Source organism: Streptomyces sp. LARHCF249 (genome assembly GCF_052871255.1).
In genome coordinates this window covers 970,771-994,569 of sequence record NZ_JBIXJQ010000001.1, presented here as the reverse complement: position 1 = coordinate 994,569, position 23,799 = coordinate 970,771, and the positions used below count along the sequence as shown (strand labels likewise).

General features: G+C 73.8%; 23 protein-coding genes. 10 read left to right on the top strand and 13 right to left on the bottom strand.

Translation table 11 applies throughout. From position 1 onward, the window contains the following. The first annotated feature begins 71 nt into the window (after positions 1–71). Positions 72–719: a hypothetical protein gene (locus tag ACIPUC_RS04775; RefSeq protein WP_446586736.1), complete on the top strand. Its 648-nt coding sequence runs from the start codon at positions 72–74 to the stop codon at positions 717–719. Positions 720–729: 10 nt separating this feature from the next. Here ACIPUC_RS04775 and ACIPUC_RS04770 read toward each other — a convergent pair whose 3' ends face one another. Next, positions 730–3,138, bottom strand: coding sequence for an ABC transporter (locus ACIPUC_RS04770; protein ID WP_446586735.1), 2,409 nt, complete (start codon positions 3,136–3,138; stop codon positions 730–732). Positions 3,139–3,167: 29 nt separating this feature from the next. Continuing rightward, positions 3,168–4,157, bottom strand: a complete 990-nt coding sequence (locus tag ACIPUC_RS04765) for an MsnO8 family LLM class oxidoreductase (RefSeq protein ID WP_446586734.1) — start codon at positions 4,155–4,157, stop codon at positions 3,168–3,170. Positions 4,158–4,204: 47 nt separating this feature from the next. On the opposite strand from ACIPUC_RS04765, the gene ACIPUC_RS04760 reads away from it, so the two are divergent. Continuing rightward, on the top strand, positions 4,205–4,696 hold the full coding sequence (locus ACIPUC_RS04760; RefSeq protein ID WP_446586733.1) for a phosphatase domain-containing protein: 492 nt from the start codon (positions 4,205–4,207) through the stop codon (positions 4,694–4,696). 26 nt (positions 4,697–4,722) lie between these two features. On the opposite strand, the gene ACIPUC_RS04755 is transcribed toward ACIPUC_RS04760, so the two are convergent. Then, positions 4,723–4,938: a dodecin gene (locus tag ACIPUC_RS04755; protein ID WP_030663252.1), complete on the bottom strand. Its 216-nt coding sequence runs from the start codon at positions 4,936–4,938 to the stop codon at positions 4,723–4,725. A 166-nt stretch (positions 4,939–5,104) separates the two neighbouring features. On the opposite strand from ACIPUC_RS04755, the gene ACIPUC_RS04750 reads away from it, so the two are divergent. The 3 genes from ACIPUC_RS04750 to ACIPUC_RS04740 all read left to right on the top strand — a co-directional run bounded on the left by ACIPUC_RS04750 (position 5,105) and on the right by ACIPUC_RS04740 (position 8,293). Further along, positions 5,105–6,367, top strand: a complete 1,263-nt coding sequence (locus ACIPUC_RS04750) for an extracellular solute-binding protein (RefSeq protein WP_446586732.1) — start codon at positions 5,105–5,107, stop codon at positions 6,365–6,367. 175 nt (positions 6,368–6,542) lie between these two features. Then, positions 6,543–7,367, top strand: a complete 825-nt coding sequence (locus tag ACIPUC_RS04745) for a GNAT family N-acetyltransferase (protein ID WP_446586731.1) — start codon at positions 6,543–6,545, stop codon at positions 7,365–7,367. Next, entirely contained in the window at positions 7,364–8,293 is a 930-nt protein-coding gene (locus ACIPUC_RS04740) for a lysophospholipid acyltransferase family protein (RefSeq protein WP_446586730.1), read from the top strand. The genes ACIPUC_RS04745 and ACIPUC_RS04740 overlap by 4 nt, the downstream gene beginning before the upstream one ends. Here ACIPUC_RS04740 and egtD read toward each other — a convergent pair. From egtD to egtA, 4 genes are read right to left on the bottom strand one after another with little or no spacing between them, the layout of a single operon-like run. After that, on the bottom strand, positions 8,176–9,150 hold the full coding sequence (gene egtD / locus ACIPUC_RS04735; protein WP_446586729.1) for an L-histidine N(alpha)-methyltransferase: 975 nt from the start codon (positions 9,148–9,150) through the stop codon (positions 8,176–8,178). The genes ACIPUC_RS04740 and egtD overlap by 118 nt on opposite strands. Beyond that, the gene (egtC, locus tag ACIPUC_RS04730; protein WP_446586728.1) at positions 9,147–9,923 is read right to left on the bottom strand and encodes an ergothioneine biosynthesis protein EgtC; all 777 of its coding nucleotides are present in this window, start codon (positions 9,921–9,923) and stop codon (positions 9,147–9,149) included. Before egtC ends, egtD begins: the two co-directional genes overlap by 4 nt. After that, positions 9,923–11,227, bottom strand: coding sequence for an ergothioneine biosynthesis protein EgtB (egtB, locus tag ACIPUC_RS04725; protein ID WP_446586727.1), 1,305 nt, complete (start codon positions 11,225–11,227; stop codon positions 9,923–9,925). Before egtB ends, egtC begins: the two co-directional genes overlap by 1 nt. Next, positions 11,224–12,528, bottom strand: a complete 1,305-nt coding sequence (gene egtA, locus ACIPUC_RS04720) for an ergothioneine biosynthesis glutamate--cysteine ligase EgtA (protein WP_446586726.1) — start codon at positions 12,526–12,528, stop codon at positions 11,224–11,226. Before egtA ends, egtB begins: the two co-directional genes overlap by 4 nt. A gap of 120 nt (positions 12,529–12,648) precedes the next feature. Between egtA and ACIPUC_RS04715 the strand changes: the two genes are divergently transcribed. Further along, positions 12,649–13,473: a TIGR02452 family protein gene (locus tag ACIPUC_RS04715; protein ID WP_446586725.1), complete on the top strand. Its 825-nt coding sequence runs from the start codon at positions 12,649–12,651 to the stop codon at positions 13,471–13,473. Here ACIPUC_RS04715 and ACIPUC_RS04710 read toward each other — a convergent pair. The 3 genes from ACIPUC_RS04710 to ACIPUC_RS04700 all read right to left on the bottom strand — a co-directional run bounded on the left by ACIPUC_RS04710 (position 13,470) and on the right by ACIPUC_RS04700 (position 15,318). Next, positions 13,470–14,039: an immunity 49 family protein gene (locus ACIPUC_RS04710; protein WP_446586724.1), complete on the bottom strand. Its 570-nt coding sequence runs from the start codon at positions 14,037–14,039 to the stop codon at positions 13,470–13,472. The genes ACIPUC_RS04715 and ACIPUC_RS04710 overlap by 4 nt on opposite strands. Positions 14,040–14,136: 97 nt before the next feature. Next, complete coding sequence (locus tag ACIPUC_RS04705) at positions 14,137–14,595, bottom strand: type II toxin-antitoxin system PemK/MazF family toxin (RefSeq protein WP_446586723.1); 459 nt, start codon at positions 14,593–14,595, stop codon at positions 14,137–14,139. A 60-nt stretch (positions 14,596–14,655) separates the two neighbouring features. Next, the gene (locus ACIPUC_RS04700) at positions 14,656–15,318 is read right to left on the bottom strand and encodes an O-methyltransferase (RefSeq protein WP_446586722.1); all 663 of its coding nucleotides are present in this window, start codon (positions 15,316–15,318) and stop codon (positions 14,656–14,658) included. A gap of 106 nt (positions 15,319–15,424) precedes the next feature. On the opposite strand from ACIPUC_RS04700, the gene ACIPUC_RS04695 reads away from it, so the two are divergent. After that, positions 15,425–15,820 carry a RidA family protein gene (locus tag ACIPUC_RS04695; protein ID WP_446586721.1) on the top strand — a complete coding sequence of 132 codons (396 nt, stop codon included), beginning with the start codon at positions 15,425–15,427 and terminating at the stop codon, positions 15,818–15,820. Positions 15,821–15,851: 31 nt separating this feature from the next. Here ACIPUC_RS04695 and ACIPUC_RS04690 read toward each other — a convergent pair whose 3' ends face one another. The 3 genes from ACIPUC_RS04690 to ACIPUC_RS04680 form a co-directional block, all read right to left on the bottom strand. Further along, positions 15,852–17,237, bottom strand: a complete 1,386-nt coding sequence (locus tag ACIPUC_RS04690) for an amidase (RefSeq protein ID WP_446586790.1) — start codon at positions 17,235–17,237, stop codon at positions 15,852–15,854. Positions 17,238–17,369: 132 nt separating this feature from the next. Then, positions 17,370–18,065, bottom strand: a complete 696-nt coding sequence (locus tag ACIPUC_RS04685) for an alpha/beta fold hydrolase (RefSeq protein WP_446586789.1) — start codon at positions 18,063–18,065, stop codon at positions 17,370–17,372. A 63-nt stretch (positions 18,066–18,128) separates the two neighbouring features. Continuing rightward, positions 18,129–19,418, bottom strand: coding sequence for an MFS transporter (locus tag ACIPUC_RS04680; protein ID WP_446586720.1), 1,290 nt, complete (start codon positions 19,416–19,418; stop codon positions 18,129–18,131). A gap of 255 nt (positions 19,419–19,673) precedes the next feature. Here ACIPUC_RS04680 and ACIPUC_RS04675 point away from each other — a divergent pair, with 255 nt between their 5' ends. From ACIPUC_RS04675 to ACIPUC_RS04665, 3 genes are all read left to right on the top strand, one after another. Then, on the top strand, positions 19,674–20,774 hold the full coding sequence (locus ACIPUC_RS04675) for a LacI family DNA-binding transcriptional regulator (protein WP_446586719.1): 1,101 nt from the start codon (positions 19,674–19,676) through the stop codon (positions 20,772–20,774). Between the two features lie 196 nt (positions 20,775–20,970). Then, positions 20,971–22,170: a thiolase family protein gene (locus ACIPUC_RS04670; protein WP_446586718.1), complete on the top strand. Its 1,200-nt coding sequence runs from the start codon at positions 20,971–20,973 to the stop codon at positions 22,168–22,170. 160 nt (positions 22,171–22,330) lie between these two features. Next, positions 22,331–23,770, top strand: coding sequence for an aldehyde dehydrogenase family protein (locus ACIPUC_RS04665; RefSeq protein ID WP_446586717.1), 1,440 nt, complete (start codon positions 22,331–22,333; stop codon positions 23,768–23,770). The last annotated feature ends 29 nt before the right edge of the window (positions 23,771–23,799 follow it).

Below are 23,799 nucleotides of genomic sequence, written 5' to 3'. Positions count from 1 at the left end.
CCGGGCGCTCGTACGGGCCCTACGCCGCGCCGCGCCCCGGCGCGGCCGGGCCCGTGGGGGACAGTGCACCCATGCCACATCCCCCCGCAGGGTACGGACCGCGCCGCCGAGCCGTGCTGGCCGCTGCCCTCGCCCCGCTGGCCGTGGCCGGCTGCTCCGCGGAGGAGCCCGCACGGCCGGCGCCCGGCGCGCAGGCCGGAGCCAAGGACGCCCTGATCATGGTGATCCGGCACGCGGAGAAGCCGTACGCCGGCGACTCCGGCTGGGACGAGGAGGGCGAGGACGACCCCGGCTCGCTCGCCGGCCGCGGCTGGCGCCGGGCCGAGGAGCTCCCGCGGCTCTTCCCGCCGGCCCGCGGCTCCTCGCTGCCCCGCCCCGCCGCCGTCTTCGCGGCGGGCGGCAAGGGCACGGCACCCGCCCGGTGCAAGCAGACCGTCGCGGCGCTGGCCACCGCGCTGCGCACCCCCGCACGCGCCGAGTTCGCCGTCGGCGCCGAACCGGCCCTCGTCCGCGCCGCACTGCTCGCCCCTATGCCGGTGCTGGTCTGCTGGGAGCACAGCGGCATCCCCCGGCTGGTCCGCGCACTCGGCGCCCACGAGGTCCTCGGGGTCCCCGCCACCTGGCCCGACCGCTACGACCTCGTCTGGACGTTCACCCGCAGCCAGGGCCGGTGGAGCTTCCGCGAACTCCCGCAGCACCTGCTCCCCGGAGACGCGTAACCGGGTCCGGCTACTTCCCCAGGGCCCGGGCCAGGTACGGCGCCGTGCGCCCCGTCCCTGCCGCGGCGACCTCAGCCGGGGTGCCCGAGGCGACGATCCGGCCGCCCTCCGTGCCCCCGCCCGGACCCAGGTCGATGACCCAGTCCGCGCGCGCCACCGCCTCCATGTCGTGCTCCACGACCACCACCGAGTGCCCGGCGTCCACCAGCCCGTGCAACTGCCGCAGCAGCACCCGCACATCGGCCGGGTGCAGCCCGGTCGTCGGCTCGTCCAGCAGGTACAGCGTGTGGTCCCGGCGCAGCCGCTGCAGTTCCGCGGCCAGCTTGATCCGCTGCGCCTCGCCGCCCGACAGCTCGGTGGCCGGCTGCCCGAGCCGCAGGTAGCCCAGCCCGATGTCCTCCAGCGCCCGCAGGCTGCGCGCGGCCGCCGGGACCTCCGCGAAGAAGCCAGCCGCCGACTCCACCGTCAGCCCCAGCACCTCCGCGATGTTCAGCCCCGCGTACCTGACCTCGAGGGTCTCGGCGTTGTACCGCGCACCCGCGCACCGGGGGCACGGGGCGTACGTACTCGGCAGGAAGAGCAGCTCCACCGAGACGAAGCCCTCGCCCTGACAGGTCTCGCACCGGCCGCCCGCCACGTTGAAGGAGAACCGGCCCGCCTTCCAGCCGCGCGCCCTCGCCTCCGGCGCCGCCGTGAACAGCCTGCGGACAACGTCGAACAGCCCGGTGTACGTGGCCAGGTTGGACCGGGGGGTGCGGCCGATCGGCCTCTGGTCCACCTCCACCAGCCGCCGTACCGGGAAGTCCGGTTCCGCCAGCCGCTCGGCGACCTCCCGGGCCAGTACCTGGCCCACCAGTGTGGACTTGCCCGACCCCGACACCCCGGTCACCGCGGTGAACACGCCGAGCGGGAACGGCACGTGCACGTCCCGCAGGTTGTGCCGGTCGACCCCGCTCAGGCGCACCGACCCGGTGGCCTCGCGCACCGGGCGCCGCGCCACGGCCGGCTCCGGCGCCGCGAACAGGTGCCGGGCCGTCGCCGAGTCCGCCACACCGGCCAGCTCCCGCGGCGGCCCGCTGTACAGGACCTGCCCGCCGTGCTCCCCGGCCTGTGGTCCCACGTCCACCAGCCAGTCCGCGTGCCGCACCACCGCCAGGTCGTGCTCCACGACGAACACCGTGTTCCCGGCCTCCTTCAGCCGGTCCAGGACCCCGAGCAGCGCCTCGGTGTCGGCCGGGTGCAGCCCCGCCGACGGCTCGTCCAGGACGTACACCACCCCGAACAGCCCCGACCGCAGCTGCGTCGCCAGCCGCAGCCGCTGCAGCTCGCCCGCGGACAGGGTCGGCGCGGCGCGGTCCAGGCTCAGGTAGCCCAGCCCCAGCTCCACCACCGGCCCGATCCGCGCGCGCAGGTCCTGCACGAGCACCCGCGACGCCTCGCCCTCCACGGGCGCGGCGGCGAGTACGGCGTCCAGGCCGGTCAGCGCCATGGCCGCCAGCTCGGCGATCCCGTACCCCGCGAAGGTCACGGCCAGGGCCTCGGGGCGCAGCCGCCGCCCCTCGCACACCGGGCAGGGGGAGTCGGCGAGGAAGCCCTCCGCCCGGGCCCGCAGGGTGGCGCTCTTGCTGTCGGAGAAGGTGCGCATCACATAGCGGTGGGCGCTCATGTACGTGCCCTGGTAAGGCCGTTGGATCCGCTCCGCCTCGCGCACCGGGTGCACGGTCACCACCGGCTGCTCCTCGGTGAACAGGATCCACTCGCGGTCCTTCGCCGGGAGCTCCCGCCACGGACGGTCGACGTCGTGGCCCAGCGCCTCCAGGATGTCCCGCAGGTTCTTCCCCTGCCAGGCGCCGGGCCAGGCCGCGATGGCACCCTGACGGATCGACAGGCCGGGGTCGGGGACGAGCAGTTCCTCGCTGGTGCGGTGGATCCGGCCGAGCCCGTGGCACGAAGGGCAGGCCCCGGCGGCGGTGTTGGGGGAGAAGGCGTCGGAGTCGAGCCGCCCGGCCCCCGGCGGGTAGCTGCCGGCCCGCGAGTACAGCATCCGCAGCGAGTTGGACAGCAGGGTCACCGTCCCCACCGAGGACCGCGATCCCGGGGACGAGCGGCGCTGCTCCAGGGAGACGGCGGGCGGCAGCCCCGTGATGGAGTCCACCTTCGGGGCGCCGATCTGGTGGATGAGCCGACGGGCGTACGGGGCCACGGACTCGAAGTACCGGCGCTGGGCCTCGGCGTAGATCGTGCCGAAGGCGAGCGAGCTCTTCCCGGATCCGGAGACCCCGGTGAACACGGTCAGCGCGTCGCGCGGGATGTCCACGTCGACGCCGCGCAGGTTGTGCTCCCGGGCGCCCCGGACGCGTACGCGGGAATCAGGGGCGGGACGGGCGTCGGCGGAACCGGCATCGGCGGGCTGGTGCATTCGTCCTACTTTAGAGGGCCTCGGCGCCTTCAGAGGCCGGCGATCCGGGCCAGCCTGCGGTGGGAGTCCAGCAGCGCCGTCCGGTCGTAGGTGGAGGTGGTGACCAGCAGCTCGTCTGCGCCGGTCAGCGCGGCGACCTCGGCCAGCTCCGCCGCGACCTGCTCCTCCGTGCCGTGGATGTGCCCGGCCAGGGCGCCCTCGTACAGCTCGCGCTCCTTCGGGGTCATGGCCAGGGCCTCGACCTCCTCGGCCGGCCGCAGCGGAGGGAAGCTGCCCCGCGTGCGGGAGTAGGCGAGGGACCAGGCCTCGGGGACCAGGATCCGCCGGGCCTCCTCGGCGCCGGCGGCCACCGCCACCGTCCCGGAGACCACCACGTACGGCTCGGCGCCCCACGCGGAGGCGCGGAACGCCTTGCGGTAGGCCTCGACGACCTCGGTGACCCGGCCGCGCGCCCGCAGGTCTCCGACCACGAGCGGCAGGCCGGCCCGCGCGGCGATCGCGGCCCCTTCGCCCGTGGCGAGCACGTACGCCGGTATCCGCAGCCCCTCGGAGGGGCGGGCGTGCACCTGCGGATGGGCCTGCTGGCCGCCGTCGAGCCAGCCCAGCAGCTCGGCCAGCTGCTCCTCGAACCGGTCGGCGTCCCCGGTGCCGCGGCCCAGGGCCCGCCGGATGCCGTCGGTGAAGCCCACCGAACGGCCGAGCCCCATGTCGATCCGGCCGGGGAACAGTGCCTCCAGGACCCCGAACTGCTCCGCGACCACCAGCGGCTGGTGGTTGGGCAGCATGACCCCGCCCGTGCCGACCCGGATCCGCCGGGTGGCCGCGGCCACGGCCGCGGCCAGCACGGTCGGCGCGGAGCCCGCGACGCCGGGCACGCTGTGGTGCTCCGAGACCCAGAAGCGGTGGTAGCCGAGCTCCTCGGCCGTCCGGGCCAGGTCCACGGTGTCCCGCAGGGCCTCGGGGGCCGGGTGGCCCTCGCGGGTGCGGGACCGGTCGAGCAGGGAGAGTTTTCGGATCACACAGGTCTCAACACCGGGGCGCCGTGAGGATTCCCTAGGGTTGCGGGATGACCGAGAACACGCACAGACCGCTGGCCGTCTTCGACATCGACAACACCCTGGCGGACACGGCCCACCGCCAGCACTTCCTGGAGCGCCGCCCCCGCGACTGGACCGGCTTCTTCGGCGCGGCCCCGGCCGATCCGCCGCTGGCGCGCGGGGTGTCCATGGCGGTGCAGAGCGCCGCCGACTGCGAGGTGGTGTACCTGACGGGGCGCCCGGAGCGGTGCCGGGCGGACACGGTGGACTGGCTCACCCGGCACGGCCTGCCCGAGGGCCGGGTGTGGATGCGCGGGAACCAGGACCGGCGCCCGGCCCGGACGACCAAGCTGGAGGTGCTGAAGCGGATCGCCCGGGGCCGGGAGGTGCGCATGCTCGTGGACGACGACGAACTCGTCTGTCAGGCCGCCCGCGCCGCCGGGTTCCGGGTCGTGCTCGCCAACTGGGCGGCGGAGGCGCCGGAGCTCAAGGCCGCCCAGGAGGGTGAGGGTCGGACCTGAGGGCTGTGGGGCGGCAAGGCCCGGGCTCAGTCCTCGCCTTCGAGGCGGAAGCCGACCTTGAGCCCCACCTGGTAGTGGGCGATCTCTCCGTTTTCGATGTGCCCGCGCACCTGGACGACTTCGAACCAGTCGAGATTGCGCACGGTCTGGCCCGCACGGGCGATCCCGTTGCGGATGGCCTGATCGATGCCCTCGTGGGAGGTGCCGACGATTTCGGTCACCCGGTACGTGTGATTGGACATGGGGGTCTCCCGACGCTGGGTGGCTTGTGCCTCGTTCTACGGTGCCCCAGTAAGTCCGGCTCCGCGAACTTTGCGTGAACAGTCCCGAGCGAAAGGCCCTTGACCCACCCATTGGTCTATGCCAATTTCAAGCCATCCGAGATCCGTCCCCAGAAGGTGACCTTTCGTGAAGATGCGCTTCCTTGCCGTGTGCACCGCCCTCGCCGCCGTGGCCGCCCTGACGGGCTGCGGCCAGTCGGGTGACGCGGCCGGAAGCGCGCAGAAGGTGACGCTCTGGCTGATGAAGGGCAGCGCCTCGGACGACTTCATCGGCAAGTTCACCGCGTCCTTCGAGCAGGAGCACCCCGGCGTCGACCTGGACGTCCGGATCCAGGAGTGGACGGGCATCGGCGAGAAGGTCAACGCCGTGCTGGAGGGCCGGAGCAAGGAGGTTGCCGACGTCATCGAGGTCGGCAACACCCAGGTCGCCCAGTACATCGAGACCGGCGGCCTCGAAGAGCTCACCCTCGAAGGGCTGCGCGAATGGGGCGGCAAGGACTGGATCAAGGGCCTGTCCGACCCGGGGAGCATCGACGGCGCCCAGTACGGAGTCCCGTGGTACGCCGCCAACCGGGTGGTGATCTACAACAGGGAGCTCTTCGCCAACGCCGGGATCAAGAGCACCCCCAAGAACCGCGCGGAGTGGATCCAGACGACCCAGAAACTCGACAAGTCGGAGCAGCAGGGCATCTACCTGGCCGGCCAGAACTGGTACGTCCTCGCCGGGTTCATCTGGGACGAGGGCGGCGAACTCGCCGTCGAGACCGGCAGCCGGTGGGTCGGCACCCTCGACGAGGAGAAGGCCCTGGCCGGCATGGAGTTCTACAAGCAGCTCCAGGCCCTCGGCGACGGCCCCAAGGACGCGGACGAGGAGACGCCCCCGCAGTCGGAGGTCTTCGCCCGCGGCCAGGTCGCCCAGATCATCGCCCCGCCCGGCCAGGTCGCCGGGATCGAGGCCGCCAACCCCGCGCTCAAGGGCAAGCTCGGCTACTTCCCGATCCCCGGCAAGACCTCCGACAAGCCGGGAGCCGTCTTCACCGGCGGCTCGGACCTGATCATCCCGGAGCGCACGAAGCAGCGTCAGCACGCGGTCGACGTGATCACGGCCCTCGTCAGCGAGAGGTGGCAGACGGAACTCGCCCGCACGATGAGCTACGTACCGAACAAGACCACCCTCGCGCACGTGGTCGCCGGCAACGAGGGCGCCGCCACGATGGCCGTCGGCGCCGCCCAGGGCCGGGCCACCCCGAAGTCCGCCCTCTGGGCCGAGGTCGAGGCGAAGAACCCGATCAAGCCCTTCATGACGGCCGTGCTGACCGGGCAGGACCCGAAGGAGGCCGCCCGGACGGCCTCCGAGGCCATCAGCAAGGTGCTCAGCGCCGACCGCTGACCCGCCGCCGGCCCACCGGGGCCCGCTCCACCCCGTGCTTCACCACCGAGTTCAGCGTCCGCACATCCGCGTGCCGCTGAGCGGTCATGTCGAATCCAGCCGGTCACGGAAGAAGTAAAGGAGCCAGGCCGCACACCTGCCGGCCCGGCCCTCCGCGCCCGGATCAGGAGCCGCCATGACCATCGCACCCCTGTCCCCGTCCCCCCTTTCCCCCACCGCAGCGGGCCTCGCCACCGGCCCCGGCCCCACCACCGGCAGCGCCCCCGCCCAGGGCCCCCGCTATGCCGTACGCCTCGCCCGCAACGAAACCGAGGTGCGCGCCGCCCAGCGCCTGCGGTACCAGGTCTTCGCCGGCGAGCTCGGTGCCCGCCTGGACGGACCCGAGCCCGGACTCGACATCGACTCCTTCGACGCGTACTGCGACCACCTCCTCGTGCTCGACGAGGAGACGGAGCAGGTCGTCGGCACCTACCGGCTGCTCCCCCCGGAGCGCGCCGCCGTCGCCGGGCGCCTCTACTCCGAGGGCGAATTCGACCTCTCCGCCCTCGCCCCCATCCGCCCGGACCTGGTGGAGGTCGGCCGCTCCTGCGTCCACCCCGACCACCGCAACGGCGCCGTCATCGCCCTCATCTGGGCCGGCCTCGCCCGCTACATGGACCGCTCCGGGCACAACTGGCTCGCCGGCTGCTGCTCGATACCGCTCGCCGACGGCGGGGTCCTGGCGGCCGCCACCCGCGAGGCGGCCCTGGCCCGCGCCTCCGCGCCACAGGAGTACCGGGTCACCCCCCACACCCCCTGGAACCCCGAGGGCACCACCTTCCCCGCCCGCATGGAACTGCCCCCGCTGCTGCGCGGCTACCTGCGCCTGGGCGCGTGGGTCTGCGGCGAGCCGGCCTTCGACGCCGAGTTCGGCTGCGCCGACCTGTACGTGCTGCTCTCCCTGCGCCGCACCAACCCCCGCTACCTCAAGCACTTCCTCTCGCTCGTCCCGGGCGCATGAGCGTCTGGCTGCCCACCTCGCCCTGCACCCCCGAGGCCTGCGCCGGCCACGAGGGGCGCACGGCGAGCGTCCCGCTCGCGGTGCTCCGGCTCTGCACCGCCGTCCTCCTGATCCTGGCCGGGATCCTCGGCGCCCCGCCGGTACGGCTGCTGCCCGCCCGGCCCCGGCACGCGGTGGTGCGCGCCTGGTCGGCCGCGCTGGTCCGTGCCTTCGGCATACGGATCACCGTGCACGGAAGCCCGGGCCGGGGCGGCGGCCGCCTGATCGTCGCCAACCACATCTCCTGGCTGGACATTCCGCTCGTCGCCGCGGTCCTGCCGTGCCGCATGCTCGCCAAGAGCGACATCCGGGCCTGGCCGGTCCTCGGCCCCCTCGCCGGACAGGCCGGGACCCTGTTCATCGAGCGCGAGAGGATCCGCGCCCTGCCCGCCACCGTCGAGGCCATCACCCGGGCGCTGCTGGCCGGGGACCGCGTCACCGTCTTCCCCGAGGGCTCCACCTGGTGCGGGCGCGCCCAGGGCGCCTTCCGCAGGGCGGCCTTCCAGGCGGCCCTGGACGCGCGGGTACCCGTACAGCCCGTCCGCCTCGCGTACCAGCGGTGCGACGGGGAGGCGGCCGGGGAGCCCGCCTTCGTCGGGGACGACCCGCTGACCGCCTCGCTCTGGCGGATCGCGCGGGCCCGCGGGGTGCGGGCCGAGGTCACGCTGCTGCCGCGGATCCCGCCGGGCCGGTACCCGGACCGGCGGGACCTCGCGGCCGCGGCTCAGACGGCGATCACCTCCGCCTCATCCCCGTCCGGCATCCCGACTCAGCGCCCGGCGCCGTCGGCGACCGACAAGGACAGTGCGAAACGGCCGTCCGCGTCCGTCCACCACTGGACCAACTCCAGCCCGGCCGACGCGAGTTCCTTGCGCACGCCCTCCTGACGGAACTTCGCGGACACCTCCGTCAGGATCTCCTCACCCGCCGCGAACGGCACCACCAGGTCCAGCGACCGGATCTTCACCAGCAGCTCCGACCGGGCCCGCAGGCGCATCTCGATCCACTCCTGCTCCCGGTTCCACACCGCCACGTGCGCGAAGTCGGCGGTGTGGAAGTCCGCGCCCAACTCCCGGTTGATCACGGTCAGCACGTTCTGGTTGAACTCGGCCGTCACCCCCTGGGCGTCGTCGTACGCCGCCACCAGCACGGCCTCGTCCTTGACCAGGTCCGTGCCGATCAGCAGCGTGTCCCCGGGCGAGAGCATCGCCCGTACGGACGCCAGGAACACCGCCCGCTCCGGCGGCAGCAGGTTCCCGATCGTGCCGCCCAGGAACACCACCAGCCGGGGTCCCGGGGACTCCGGCAGCCGCAGCGCACGGGTGAAGTCGGCCAGCAGGGCGTGCACCCGCAGCCCCGGATGCGCCGCCAGCAGCGTCTCGGCCGCACCGGCCAGGGCGCTCTCGCTCACGTCCACCGGGATGTAGGTGTCCAGCGCCGGCATCGCCTCGATCAGGTGCCGGGTCTTCTCCGAGGAACCGGAGCCCAGCTCCACCAAGGTCCGGGCCCCGCTCGCCGAGGCGATCTCCTGCGCCCGCTCCAGCAGGATCTCCCGCTCCGCGCGCGTGGGGTAGTACTCGGGCAACCGGGTGATCTCCTCGAAGAGTTCACTGCCCCGCGCGTCGTAGAACCACTTCGGCGGCAGCACCTTCGGCGTCTGCGTCAGCCCGTGCAGCACGTCCGCGCGCAGCGCCGTCTCCGCGGCGTGCTCGTCGAGGGTCCGGGTCATCTGGAAGTCGTTCACGGGCACTCCTTGTCCCCCAGCGGGGTCTCCTTGAGGGGGGTCAGCTCGACCCGGGTACGGGTTGCGGTCAGCAGGGTGCGGTCGGGTACCTCGCACCAGCGGGAGTCGTCGTCGTACGGCTCGGACGCCACCACCATGCGCTGCGGCGCCGCGTCGGCCAGGTACCAGAGCGAATCGCCCCAGGCCGTCGCGGCGATGGCCGTGCCGTCCGTCAGCAGCAGGTTCAGGCGTGAGCCGGGTGCGGCCGCGGCCAGCTCCAGGACCGCTCCGGCCAGCGCCGGGCCGAGGTCGGCCCCGGCCCGCAGCCGGTGCAGGACCAGCGCCCAGATCAGCGCCGAATCGGTACGAGCAGCCAGTTGGAGGAGCTCCGTGGGCGGCAGGCCGAGCGCCAGCGGCGCCGCCGCGTCCGGCCAGTCCCGTATCGCTCCGTTGTGGCTGAACAGCCACGGCCCGTCCGCGAACGGAGCCGCCGCGGCCTCCCCGTCGGCCCCGGGCCGGGTGGAGTCCCGTACGGCGGCCAGCAGGGCCTCGCTGCGCACCACGCGGGCGATGTCGGTGAAGCCCAGGTCGGCCCAGATGGGACCGGCCCGGCGGTAGCGCGCGGGCACCGGGTCGGCTTCCGCGTACCAGCCGACGCCGAAGCCGTCGGCGTTGACCGTGCCGCTGCGCTGGCGGCGCGGCTCCCAGGACTGGTGCACCAGCGAGTGCTCCGGGTCGCTCAGCAGGTGGCCGAGGGCCACCTCCGGGCCCAGATAGGCGAGATGACGGCACATCAGACGTCCCTCGCGGTGCGGAAGCCCGAGAAGATCTGCCGCCGCACGGGAAGGTCCCAATTGCGGAAGGTGCCCCGGCAGGCCACCGGGTCCACCGCGAAGGAGCCGCCGCGCAGCACCTTGTGCTCGGGGCCGAAGAACACCTCCGAGTACTCGCGGTACGGGAAGGCCCGGAACCCCGGGTACGGCAGGAAATCGGAGGCCGTCCACTCCCACACGTCGCCGATCAGCTGGCGCACCCCCAGCGGGGAGGCCCCGGCCGGGTAGCTGCCGGCGCGGGCCGGACGCAGGTGGCGCTGGCCCAGGTTGGCGTGGACCGGGTCCGGGTCCGCGTCGCCCCACGGATAGCGGCGGGAGCGGCCGGTGGCCGGGTCGTGGCGGGCGGCCTTCTCCCACTCGGCCTCCGTGGGCAGCCGGCGCCCCGCCCAGCGGGCGTAGGCGTCCGCCTCGTACCAGCTGACGTGCAGCACCGGTTCGTCATCCGGGACCGGCTCGGTCACCCCGAACCGGCGGCGCAGCCACTGCCCGCCCTCGCGACGCCAGAACAACGGCGCCCCGATGCCGTGTTCGCGGATCTGCGCCCATCCGGGCGCGGCCCACCAGCGGGGTTCGCGGTAGCCGCCGTCCGCGATGAACGCCTGGTACGCGGCATTGGTCACCGGCACGGTGTCGATCCAGAACGGCGCCGTGTCCCGGGTGTGCGCGGGCCGCTCGTTGTCCAGCGACCACGGCTCGGCGGAGGTGCCCATGGTGAACGGACCGCCCGGAACCAGGACTTCGGCCACCAACGGCGCCTCGTACGGGGCATCGGGCTCCGGGGCGGTCAGTACGGGCTCGCCCCGCCGGAGCTGATGGGTGATCAGCATCGTCTCGTCGTGCTGCTGCTCGTGCTGGGCGATCATCCCGAAGGCGAAGCCGTCGTCGAGGAGCGCGCTGCCCTCCAGCGGGGTGCGCTCCAGCAGGTCGAAGACCCGGCCGCGCACCTCGGCCGCGTACCGGCGGGCCTCGGCGGGCCCGAGCAGCGGCAGCTTCGGCCGCTCGGAGCGGGGGTGCTCGAACGCGTCGTAGAGGGGGTTGATCTCGGGGTGCATCGACTCGCGTCCGGCGACCCGGCCGAGCAGCCAGAGCTCCTCCTGGTTGCCGATGTGCGCCAGGTCCCAGACCAGCGGGGACATCAGCGGGGAGTGCTGCGCGGTGAGGTCCTGGTCGGTCACGGCGTCGGTGAGCGCGGCCGTCCGGGCCCGCGCGGCCGCAAGCGCGGCGGCCGCCCGCTCCCGCAGGCCGGGGTGGGATTCGGTGGTCATCGGCGGGCCTCCTTCCCGGCGGTGGCGGACACGGGCTGCGGCGGGTCGTCGGCCGGGCAGCGTCCGCGGAGCACGAAGCGCTCGGTGAAGGCGCCGACCGTGTCCCGTACATGGGCGCTGGCGCCGAGCCGGGGCAGCGCCTCGCAGGCGGCCCGGAAGCAGGCCTTGGCGGCCGCCCGCAGCTCCGGATCGGTCAGACCGCGCCGGGCGGCGGACCGCCACAGCGGATTGCGGGGCGCGGGTGCGGAGCCGTAGGTGTCGGCCAGTGCCTTGGTCACCCGGTACGCGGTCTCGGCGGCCTCCGGATCGTCGAACAGCGCGTGCACGACCGCCACCGGGACCAGCCAGCCGTCGTCGCCCGGCTGGGCGTCGATCATCCGCAGCTCCAGGTGGCCGCGCGGCCGCACCGGCGGGAACAGCGTGGTCAGATGGTAGTCCAGGTCTTCCGCGGTGGGCGGCCGCAGCCCCGGGTACGCCGGATGGCCGTCGGCGCGCAGCCAGTCGCGGAAGGTCAGGCCCTGCGGGATCGTCCACGGCTCGCCGTCGTACGACCGTACGCACATCACCTCGGTGTCCAGCGCCTGCCGGGTCCAGCCGCCCCGCGGAAGGACGTCCAGAGGCGGGGCGAGGGAGCGCCGGCTGTCGATGTCGGTCCAGTTCCCCTGGCGGGCGCAGCGCCAGCCGGCGTACGGGCCCTCGTACGCGGGGGAGTTGGCGAAGGCGGCCACCAGGACTGCGCCCAGCAGGTGCGCGAGCCGCCAGCGCCGGCCGTGGCCGAGCACGCCGGGTTCCTCGTACCCGGCGTCGATGCAGACCTGCACGGAGGCGGAGGCGCGCATCATGGCGCGCCCGGCCGGGCCGGTGCGGTCGAAGTACGCCTCCATCGCGTCGTAGCGCGGGCTGGCCAGCAGACGGCGGTGGGGGACCCGGGGATCCTGGCCGCGGCCCTCCAGGAGCAGCCCCTGGGTGAGCAGGGCGGCCCGTACGGCGGTCAGATCGGCCTGGAGGCCGTCCACGCAGCCGCTGAGGGAGGTGGCGGGAGCCGAGCTGAGTTCCAGCTGGCCGCCGGGTTCGACGGTCACCCTTGAGTGCAGGGGCAGGGCGCGTGCGGCGCTGTGTGCGGCGCGCAGCCGCTCGGGGGACGGGGGGCGACCGGGCCGCTCGGCGTCCAGGACGAGCCATTCGAGCTCGGCACCGAGGAGGCGGGGCGGGCCGGTCTTGAAACAGATGCCGTGGACCAGGTCCTCGGCCTGGCTCTCGGATATGGGCGTGGGTGAGGGGGCGGGTGGGGCCTTGGGCATGACCGGGGCCTCTTCTCCTGTCGTCGGTCGTGACATCGGTCGTGACATCACCCGTGCCTACCCGTCTGTCGGGTGCAAAATCCTTTTACCTCTGGGTCTTGTGGTGCGCAGGATGGTGGAGTGAGCAGCAGATTGCGGGAGATCGCGCGGGAGAACGCGGAGATCGTGGCGGCCGGCGGTTACCGGGCGCCTTCGGGACGGCGGGTCGAATTGGCCGCCGCCGTGGCGGAAGCCAAGGCAGGAACCAGGATATATGGACCAAACCGGGCGATTCCACGCGAGGAGATCGTCGGTCGCGGGGGCGCGACGGCCGTCGAGGTCACCGGGGAGAGCAGCACGGTCGCAGCCCGCAGGCTCGCCGCGCAGGGCTCCTCGGTGGCGGTGCTGAACTTCGCTTCGGCCCGGAATCCCGGGGGCGGTTACGTCCGCGGCGCCAAGGCCCAGGAGGAGGCGCTGTGCCGCGCCTCGGCCCTGTACGAGACCCTGCTCCAGGCTCCGGAGTACTACGAGGTCCACCGCGCGGAGCGCAGCACGTTCTACACCGACCGGGTGATTCACTCGCCCCGGGTCCCCGTTTTCCGCGACGACCGCGGCGATCTGCTGGAGACCCCGTTCCGCGTCGGCTTCCTGACCTCCCCGGCTCCGAACGCGGGCACGATCCGCCGCCAGGAGCCGGAGCGGGCCGCCGAGATCCCGGAGGCGCTGGTCCGGCGGGCCGGGCTCGTCCTGGAGGTGGCCGCCCTGCACGGCTACCGGGGGCTGGTGCTCGGGGCGTGGGGGTGTGGCGTGTTCCGAAACGACCCGGCGGTGGTTGCGGAGGCCTTCCGGGGGCTTCTGGCCGGCCGCTTCGCGGGGGTGTTCGAGCGGACGGTGTTCGGGATCCTGGACCGCAAGCCGGAGACCCGGGAGGCTTTCGAACAGGTCTTCGGCCTGGGCTGCGGCTAGGCCGTCTCGGCGGTCTCGAGCAGGCGCGGCGGCAGGTAGGGCGACGAGACCTTGATGTCCCAGCCCCGGCGGCGGGCATGGCAGGCCAGCGCCGGGACGTCGAGGTCGACGGCCGCGTCGGGGCGCTCGGCGCGGTCCGAGACGCCGCAGTGGTCGCCATGGGCTTCGAGGGCGTCCAGCAGGGCCAGGTTGAAGCTCTTCTCGTCCCCCTCGACCGGCTGCGACAGGAGCACGGCCGGCGGCTCGGCGACACCCCGGCCCCTGACCTGCGGGGCGTCGGCCAGCGCCCGGTCGGTAGCGGGCCGGGGGTCCTCGCCGCGAAGGAAGTGGTGCAGGGCCCGGCGGTAGGACGCGGAGGCGGAGCGGTCCTCCTGGCGGAACGCGGGACCGGTGCGGACGAACGGGGCGAGATCCTCGCGACGGCCGGTGACCAGCGCGAGGGGCACCCCCTCGCGCCACGGCCCGGGGCCCGCCTTCCCGCCTCCGTCTGCCGGGTACGTGAGCCGCTCCCCGTCGACCGCCGCCGACAGTACGGCCTCGTCCACCCGGCGTCGCTCGATCCGCACTGCCGCGTGCTCCCCTTGCTCGGCCTGCTCGCTTCCGGCCCGAGGCCGGTGGGTGGCCGGCGGGCGGAGCCGGGCGGGCGGGGTGCCCTGCGGGCGGCTACTGCCAGCCGTAGCGCTCGCGCAGCCGGTCGACCACCAGTTGGAAGCGGCCCCGGTCCAACGCGCAGGCCTCGCGCCGCATCCCCGCCTCGTGGACCCGCAGCACCCGGTCGACGTCCACCCAGGACTCCCGCCCCGCGCTGTCCCACGGGCCGGTGCCGATCGGCACCCACTCCCGGTCGCGGTCGTGCCGCTTGCTGGACAGCTGCACGGCGAGCAGCGTCCGCACGCCCGGCTCCCGTGCCACGACCAGTACCGGGCGGTCCTTGCCGCGGCCGTCGTTCTCCTCGAAGGGCACCCAGGTCCAGACGATCTCGCCGGGATCGGGATCCCCGTCGTGGTCGGGCGCGTACGAGGTCCGCACCGGCCCGATGGCGTGCGGATCGGCCTGGGCGGTGTGGCCGTCGCGGCCGGGCTGGTCGGTGCGGTGGTTGCCGTGGGGGGAGATAGCCGTCATCCGGGTGAGGCTAGCGGGTCGGGCTCGCGGTTGCCGGGCACCAGGGCCCGGGTGGCGCGGCTACGGCGTGACGAGGGCCATGACGAGGCCGTCGTAGCCCTTGCTGCCGACGGTTTGCAGCGCGGTGGCCGTCAGCCGGGGTTGCTCGGCGATCAGCTCGGTGAAGCGGCGGACGCCTTGTACGCGGGGGTCGGAGCTGGTGGCGTCGACCACGGCGCCGTCGCGGACCACGTTGTCGCCGATGATGACGCTGCCCGGCCGCGTGAGCTTGAGGGCCCACTCGAGGTACTGGGGATTGGACGGCTTGTCGGCGTCGATGAAGACCAGGTCGAACGGCTCGGTGCCCGTGAGCTGCGGGAGCAGGTCGACGGCCTTGCCCTGACGGATGTCGACGACGTCCTGCAGCCCCGCGCGGGCGATGTTCGCGGCGGCGACCTCGGCGCACCGTGCGTCGACTTCCAGGGTGACCACCTGCCCGCCTTCGGGAAGGGCCCGCGCGAGCCAGATGGTGCTGTAACCGCCCAGCGTGCCGATCTCCAGGATCCTGCGGGCGCCGCGGATCCGGGCGAGGAGATGGAGCAGCTTCCCCTGGTTGGGGGCGACTTGATGGGCCGGCAGACCTGCCGCTTCGGAGTCGGCCGTGGCGGCCGTCAAGGCCTCGTCCTCCTCGACCAACAGCCCGTCGAAATAGGCGTCGACGGCCGTCCAGGTCTGCTGAGCCATTGCCATCCCCTCGTTCACTGCTTAGTTCCCAAAGGGAACTTACACCGGATCCGCCTTCTTCAACAGTCTGTTGTAGCGAATCTGGCACCATGACGAGATGGGGCATGTGCGTGAGATCGTCGGTTCGGGCTCGCCGTTGGAGCCGCAGATCGGGTTTTCCCGTGCGGTGCGGGCCGGGAATTTCGTCGCCGTCGCGGGAACGGCGCCGATCGGGGAGGACGGGACCACCGTCGGCCCCGGCGACGTCTACGCGCAGACGGTGCGGTGTCTGGACATCGCAGAGAAGGCGTTGCGGGAGGCGGGGGCATCGCTCGAGGACGTGGTGCGGACCCGCGTCATGCTGACCGACGTGACGCGGTGGAAGGAGGCCGCGCGGGCGCACGGGGAGCGGTTCGCCGCCATCCGGCCCGTGACCACGTTCGTGGAGGTTTCCCGCTTCATCGAACCGGATTGGCTCGTCGAAATGGAGATCGACGCCGTGACGGGTCAGGAGCCGAGCTGACGCGTACGCTGTCCGGGCCGCCGCCGTGGTCCTACCGGCCCCCGGAGTCCCCGGTCCACCTCGCGGCCCATCCCTCCGCCGCCTCCACCTGCGCCGCGAGGCCCAGCAGCGTCGGTTCCGAGTTCGCCGGGCCCAGGAGCTGGGCCCCCATCGGCAGACCGTCTTCCGTGAAGCCCGCCGGGAGGTTGATGCCCGGCCAGCCCAGCACGTTCCACGTCCAGGCGTACGGGCAGGCGGCGATCATCGCCCGGTCCGTCGCCATCGCGCCCAGGCCCGCCAGTGCTCCGATCCGCAGGGGCGGGGTGGCCGTCGTCGGGGTCAGGACCACGTCGAAGCGGCCGAAGATCTCCCCGACCCGGCGGCGCAGCACCGCCTCCGCCCGGCGGGCCGCCCGCAGGGGCAGGCCGCCCAGGATCCGGCCCGTCCGTACCGCCTCGTGCGTACGGGGGTCCAGCAGCCCGGGATCCGGCACCCGCGACGCCCAGTCCCGTACGCCGCTCGTCGCCCGGGGGACGAAGGTCAGGCCGATCGGGCCGTACCGGGGGTCCTCGGGCACCACCTCGTGGCCCAGCGACTCCAGCCGGGCGGCCAGCCGCTCCACCGCCGAACGGACCTCCGGATCCAGGGATTTGGGCGTCGCCGTGAACGGCATCGCGAACGAGAGGGCGATGCGCAGCCGGCGCGGCGTGCGGCGGGCCGCCTCCACGGCCGAGATGCGGGCCGGGCGGTGCAGGTCCTCGGGGTGCGGGCCGCTCGCCGCGTCCAGCAGGAGGGCCGCGTCGGCGACCGTACGGGCCAGGACGCCGTTGACGGTCAGCCCGTGGAAGGACTCCGGCTCCGGCCAGGTGGAGATCCGCCCGCGCTGCGGTTTCACGCCGATCAGGTGCGTCCAGGCCGCGGGGATCCGGACCGAGCCCGCGCCGTCGGACCCGAGCGCCGCCGGGACGAGACCCGCCGCCACCGCGGCCGCCGAGCCGCCCGAGGAACCGCCGGGCGTGTAGGCGGGGTTCCACGGATTGCGGGTCACGCCGAAGGCCTCGCCCTCGGTGAAGGGCCACTGCCCCAGCTCCGGGGTCTGGGTCTTGCCGACGATCACGGCGCCGGCCGCGCGCAGCCTGCGTACCGCCTCGCTGTCGGCGGCCTTCGCGGGGAAGTTCCCGGCGCAGCCGAAGGAGGTGGGCTCGCCGGCCACGTCCATGTCGTCCTTGACGGCGAGCGGGACCCCCAGCAGCGGCAGCCGCTCGCCCGCCGCCAGCCTCCGGTCCGCCGCGTCCGCCTCCGCGAGGGCGGCCTCGGCGCGTACCGTCCGGAAGGCGTTGAGCCGGGGCTGGGCGGCTGCGATCCGGTGCAGGGCGCGCTCGGTCAACTCCCGTGCGGAGCAGCTGCCTTCAGCGAGCGCTGCTGTCATCTCCACCAGGCCCGAGGGCCCGCCGGAGCCGGGGGCGGCCGGTCCGGCCGCCGAGACTGTTGACGCTGAAGAATCAGACACCGCGACCACTCCCCATTACCGATCGGTAAGGAGACCGTAGTGGGGAGCGGCCGGGGGTGACTAGATCCAACCCTCCAGCGAGGCCATGAACCCCTCGAAGTCGTCACGGTGGATGGTGTGTCCGGCCCCGGTGACCCAACGCACCTCGAAACCACGGCTCTTGAGGACCACCGCCCGCTCCTCCGAGACCAGCATGCTCGGATCGGCGAGCTGTACGAGCGAGGGGACCACCGGCGCCGACGGCATCAGGTCGGCTCCCGCCAGCGGGCCGAGGCTCAGTGCGGTGGCCTCGTCCCACACCGCCAGGGTCGCCCGCTCGATGTCCACATCGGCCTCCTCCCACCGCGGGTTCATCGCCTGGATCCGTTCCCTGGGGGCCGTCTTGAACTCCGCGAGCATCTCGGGTCCGAAGCCCTCCGGGGAAGCGGCGAGGTGCCACGCCGGGTCGGAGAACACCGCGCGCCGCGGCCTCAGCCGGTCCACCGCGAGCGAGAGGGTCAGGCCGCCCAGCGAGTGGCCCAGGGCCAGTTCGGCGCCCGCCGGAAGGGTCTCGACCAGGTCGTCCGCGTAGAGCGCCGGGCTGTACTCGCCCCGGCCGCTGGCCCCGTGGCCGCGCAGGTCCACGGCGATCACGTGGTATCCGTGGTCGGCGAGGGCGGGTCCGACCCGGCGCCAGGTCCGGTGGTCGGCCATGATCCCGTGGATCAGGAGGGCGATGCGGTCGCCCTCGCCCCAGGTCTGGGTGTGCAGCAGCACGGTGATGCCCTTCATCGATGAGTGGAACAGGAGGCGAAGAGAAGAGGGGGAGGAGGGAACGGGTCAGCGCACGCTGCGGATCGGCTTCACGGCCAGGGCGCCCGCCACCGCCAACACGGCCGCGACGACGAACAGGGCGGTGTACCCGCCGCTGAGCGAGACGACGACCGAGGCGATGAACGGCGCGACGATCTGCGGGCCGGCGTTGGCGATGTTGAGCACGCCCATGTCGCGGGCCGCGTCCTCGGCCTTGGGGAGCACCAGCGTCACGAGCGCGGTGTCCACGGCCATGTAGCAGCCGAACGCGAGCCCGTTGACGACCGAGAAGGCCAGCATCGCGGTCCAGCTGGTCGACACGGCCGGGAGCACCAGCGCCACCGCCGACAGCAGGGCGGAGGCGCCCACGAAGAGCTTGCGGCGGTCGAACCGGTCGGAGAGGTAGCCGCCGAGGACCGTGGAGACGACCATCGCCACGCTGGTCAGCGGCATCAGCACCGCCACCGCGGCTTCCGGCTCCATGCCGTCGGGCAGCACCGTGTGGTCCTGGAGGACGTAGAGCTGGTAGCCGCTCACCGCGAAGTATCCGAGGACGAGCAGCGCCCGCCCGATGAAGGCCCACCGGAAGTCGTGGTCGCGCAGCGCGCTCGCGAAGGCGGCGAGCTGGGCCTTGGCGGGCAGCGGCGCGCGCGCCGGGAGCCGCTGCTCGCGGGTGCAGGCGGTGAAGAGGACCGCGGAGCCCGCCACGAGCGCGCCGAAGACGAGGTACCCGGTGCGGTAGTCGTCGGAGAGGGCCGCGCCGACCAGCGCGCCGAGCGTGGAACCGAAGGGCAGGCCGAGGCCGACGGCCGCGGAGGCCTTGCCGCGTGCGCTCATCGGCACCCGGTCGGGCACCACGGAGGTGATGGCGGCCTGGTAGACGTTCATGACGGCCTGTCCGAGGCACCAGGCGATCGTGATCAGCAGGATCGTGTCGGCGAAGCCGAGCAGGAACATCGCCGGTACGGCGGCGAGTCCGCCGCCGAGGATCCAGGGGTTGCGCCGTCCGCTGCGGTCGGACAGGGCTCCGGCGACGGGGTTGAACGCGGTGGCGAAGACCGCCGAGACACCTGCGATCAGGCCGAAGTTCGCGACTTTGTTCGCCGGATCGATGTCTTCCACCTGGAGCGCGAGCAGGACGCCGGCGACGCCTACGTACAGCGCGTACATGGCGCTGTTGCCGACGAGCAGCAGCGGGAGCAGGCCGCGTCCGGGGCGGTACGGGCCGGACGCGTCGACCGCGTCGGTGGTGGCCGAGGTGGCCGGGGCGGTGCCGGTGCCGGTGCCGTTGCCGTTGCCGGGGGAGGAAAGGCCCACGGTGCCCTCCTGGGCAGGTGCGAGGGGATGAGGAGTGGTGGGGCGGGGGGTGCGCGCCGCCCTGTCGCGACGGCGGGGGTGCGTCGGAGCGCGACAGGGCGACGGCACGTCGGGCGACACGCGGGGCGACCTGCTCGGCAGAGGGATACGCCACCGGCTTACACGTGTCAATGAATCGTGTAACCACTGTGTAGCATTCGATTCCGGCCATCCGCCAGCCCCCGGGCGCAACCGGTCTGGAAAGATGCCACGGCAATGTCCCAGTCATCGAAGTCGCCGAAGCCGCCGGCACCGGCACCCGCTGCCGGGCCCTCCGGCTCCTCCACTCCGCAGTCCTCGCCGCACGCCTCGCCGCACACCGTGCCGACCAGCGCCGACGTGGCCCGGCTCGCGGGCGTGTCGCGCGCGACGGTCTCGTACGTCCTGAACAACGCGGAAGCCGTGCGCATCAGCGAGCCGACCCGCCGCAAGGTGCGCGAGGCAGCCGAGGAGCTCGGGTACGTGCCGCACGCGGCGGCCCGCAGCCTGCGCGCCGGGCACACCCGGATCGTGCTGCTGCCCACCTCGCACGTGCCGGTCGGACCGCTCTACAGCACCTTCCTCAACGAGCTCCAGTGGGCACTGCGCCGGCTCGACTACACCGTGGTCCAGTACGGGAGCCTCGGTCTCGGCGGTGACGAGGCCGCCCGCGCCTGGGCGGAGCTGCGTCCGGTGGCGGTGATCTCGTTGGGCGAGATCACGCTCTCGGCGCGCAACGTGGCCACCCTCAAGCGGGCCGGAGCCCGCGCCGTGATCACCATGGGCCCGGTCAGCGTGCCGGGCGCGCACGCGCTGGTCATGAACCAGGAGGAGGTCGGCGCCCGGGCCGCCGCCCACCTGGTCGACCGCGGCCGGCGCCGGATCGGCGTGGTCGTCCCCGAGGAGGACGGCATGGAGCTGTTCTCCGCGCCACGCCTGGCGGGTGCCCGCCAGGCGGTGCGGGAGGCGGCCGGGGCCGGTGCGGAGATCGAGGTCCTGCCGATGGCCTATGCCGAGGAGTCCGCCGCGGCGCTCGCGGCCCGCTGGCGCGGACTCGGCCTGGACGCGGCCTTCGCGTACAACGACGAGTACGCCATGCTGCTCATGCGGGCCCTGCAGGACGAGGGGCTGCGCATCCCCGAGGACGTCGCGGTCATCGGCGCCGACGACCTGCTCATCGGACGTCTGCTGCGGCCCCGGCTGAGCACGGTGCGGATCGAGCTGCCGACCGGGGACCACCTCGCCTCGCTGGTGGACCGCGCGGTGCGGGAGCCGTCGGAGGCCACGGAGCGGCACGATCTGATGGCGGCGACGGCCGTCCGGCGCGAGTCGACCTGACGACCGGCCGTCGCGGCCGCTCCCACCCCAGGGGCAGCGCTCAGTTCCAGGACCGGACCGGGGGGCCGTTGACAGGCGGTGACCTGCGGACGGAGACTGCGGGCGCGTCCCACCGGGCGCGCCCGGCGGCGTCCCGCGGTGCCCACACACGCACCGAAGCGCCACCGCCCGTACGGATCCGCCCAGGAGCGACCCCATGAGCATCCGCACCGTCCGCGACGTCTACGTCGTCGACGCCGTCCGCACCCCGATCGGCAAGTTCGGCGGGGCCTTCGCCGCAGTCCGGCCGGACGACCTCGCCGCGCACGTGGTCCGCGCGCTGGTGGACCGTACGCCCGACCTCGACCCGGCCCGCATCGACGACGTCGTCTTCGGCGACGCCAACGGCGCGGGCGAGGACAACCGCGACGTCGCCCGGATGGCGGTCCTGCTGGCCGGCCTCCCGGTGAGCGTCCCCGGCGTCACCGTCAACCGGCTGTGCGGATCCGGCCTCGAAGCCGTGATCCAGGCCGCCCGCGCCATCGCGCTCGGCGACGCCTCCGTCGCCATCGCGGGCGGAGTCGAGTCGATGACCCGCGCCCCCTGGGTGGTGCAGAAGCCCGAACGCACCTTCCCGGCCGGCCACCAGCAGATGTGGTCCACCACCCTGGGCTGGCGGATGACCAACCCGCGGATGCCCTCGGAGTGGACCGTCTCCCTCGGCGAGGGCGCCGAACTCGTCGCCGACAAGTACGCCCTCACGCGCGAGGCGCAGGACGCCTTCGCCCTGGAGAGCCACCGCAAGGCGGCGGCCGCCTGGGCCGCCGGTGTGTACGACGGGGAAGTCGTGCCGTACGAGGGCGTGGACCTGGTACGGGACGAGTGCATCCGGGAGGGTTCCACGCCCGAGGCCCTGGCCCGGCTGAAGCCCGCCTTCCGTACGGACGGCCGGGGTACGGTCACGGCCGGCAACGCCTCCCCGCTCAACGACGGTGCCGCGGCACTGCTGTTGACCGACGAGGCGGGTCTGGCCGCCACCGGCCGGGAGCCGCTCGCCCGGATCAGCGCCTCCGCCGTCACCGGCATCGAGCCCCAGCTCTTCGGGCTGGGCCCGGTGGACGCCGTGCAGCAGGCCCTCGGCAAGGCCGGCCGCGGGTTCGGCGACCTCACCGCCTTCGAACTCAACGAGGCTTTCGCGGCGCAGGCGTTGGGCTGCCTGGCGGCCTGGCCGGAGCTCGACCCGGCCGTGGTCAACCCGCGCGGCGGCGCCATCGCGATCGGCCACCCCCTCGGTGCGTCGGGGGCCCGGCTGGCGGGCTCGGTCGCGCACCAGCTGGCGGCGGCGGGCTCCGGTACCGGCATGGCGGCGCTGTGCATCGGCGTCGGCCAGGGCATCGCGCTCGTCCTGGAGCGCTGAACCCCCGAGGGCCTTCCACGCTGAGGGGCGTCGATCGTTTCCGGTCACCGTGACTTCTCAACTGCCCAATAACTGAACAGAAGTGGAGCCTTCGGTCTGGCACGATGGCGCGTGCTGCCGCCCCCCGGCACTCGCCCATCCCCACCGGAGGCCCCGCGCCATGCCGCTCCTCGATCCGACGCTCTGGCAGGACGGACCCACCCTCACCGGCGGCGCCGCCCCGGTCGTCGAACCCGCCACAGGCCGCACCCTCGCCACCATCGGCCTGGCCGCGCCCGCCGATGTCGCGGAGGCGGCCGTACGGGCGCAGGCCGCGCAGCGCGACTGGGCGCGCGCCACCCACCCGGAGCGGGCGGCCGTGCTGCGCCGCGCCGGGGACCTGTTCGCCGCGCACGCCGAGGAGCTGCGCGAATGGCTGGTGCGGGAGTCCGGCTCGATACCCGGCAAGGCCGACTTCGAGCTGCACGTCGCCGCGCAGGAGTGCTACGAGGCCGCCGCGCTGGCCTCCCGCCCGACCGGGCAGGTGCTGCCGAGCGAGGCGCCCCGGCTCTCGTTCACCCGGCGGGTGCCGGCCGGGGTGGTCGGGGTCGTGGCCCCGTTCAACGCCCCGCTGATCCTGTCGGTCCGCTCGGTGGCGCCCGCGCTGGCCCTCGGCAACGCGGTGCTGCTCAAGCCGGACCGGCGCACCGCCGTCTGCGGCGGCCTCGCGCTCGCCGCCGTCTTCGCCGCAGCGGGTCTGCCGGATGGCCTGCTGCACGTCCTGCCGGGCGGAGCCGAGACGGGCGCCGCGGTCGTCGCCGACCCGCGCGTCCGGGTGGTGTCGTTCACCGGATCCACCGCCGCGGGCCGGTCCGTCGGCGAGCTGGCGGGCCGTCACCTCACCAGGGTGCACCTGGAGTTGGGCGGCAACTCGGCCCTCGTCGTGCTCCGCGACGCGGACGTCGAGGCAGCCGTGGCCCAGGCCTCCTGGGGTTCCTTCTTCCACCAGGGCCAGATCTGCATGACCGCCGGCCGCCACCTCGTGCACGCCTCGCTCTACGACGAGTACGTGGAGAGGCTCGCCGTACGCGCCGAGGCCCTGGCGGTGGGGGACCCGTACCGCGAGCAGGTCCACCTGGGCCCGCTGATCGACCGCGCCCAGGTGGAGCGCGTACACGCCCTGGTGGAGGCCAGCACCCAACAGGGCGCCAAGCTCGTCGCGGGCGGCACCCACCGGGACCTCTTCTACCGGCCGACCGTGCTCGCCGGGGTCGGCGACGACACCCCCGCCTACGCCGAGGAGGTATTCGGGCCCGTCGCGCCCGTACGGTCCTTCGCGACGGAGGAGGAGGCGGTGGAGCTGGCCTCGGCCGGCCCGTACGGGCTCTCCCTCGGGATCGTCACCCGCGACGCGGCGCGCGGGCTGGACCTGGCCGAGCGGATCCCGACCGGGATCGCGCACGTCAACGACCAGACCGTCAACGACGAGGCCGTCGCGCCGTTCGGCGGAGTCGGGGTGTCCGGCACCGGTGCCCGGTTCGGCGGCGAGGCGAACCTGGACGCCTTCACCGATCTGCGCTGGACCACCACCCGCTCCACCCCCGCAGGGCATCCGTTCTAGGGGCCGTCCGGTCGCGGGCGGAATGATGG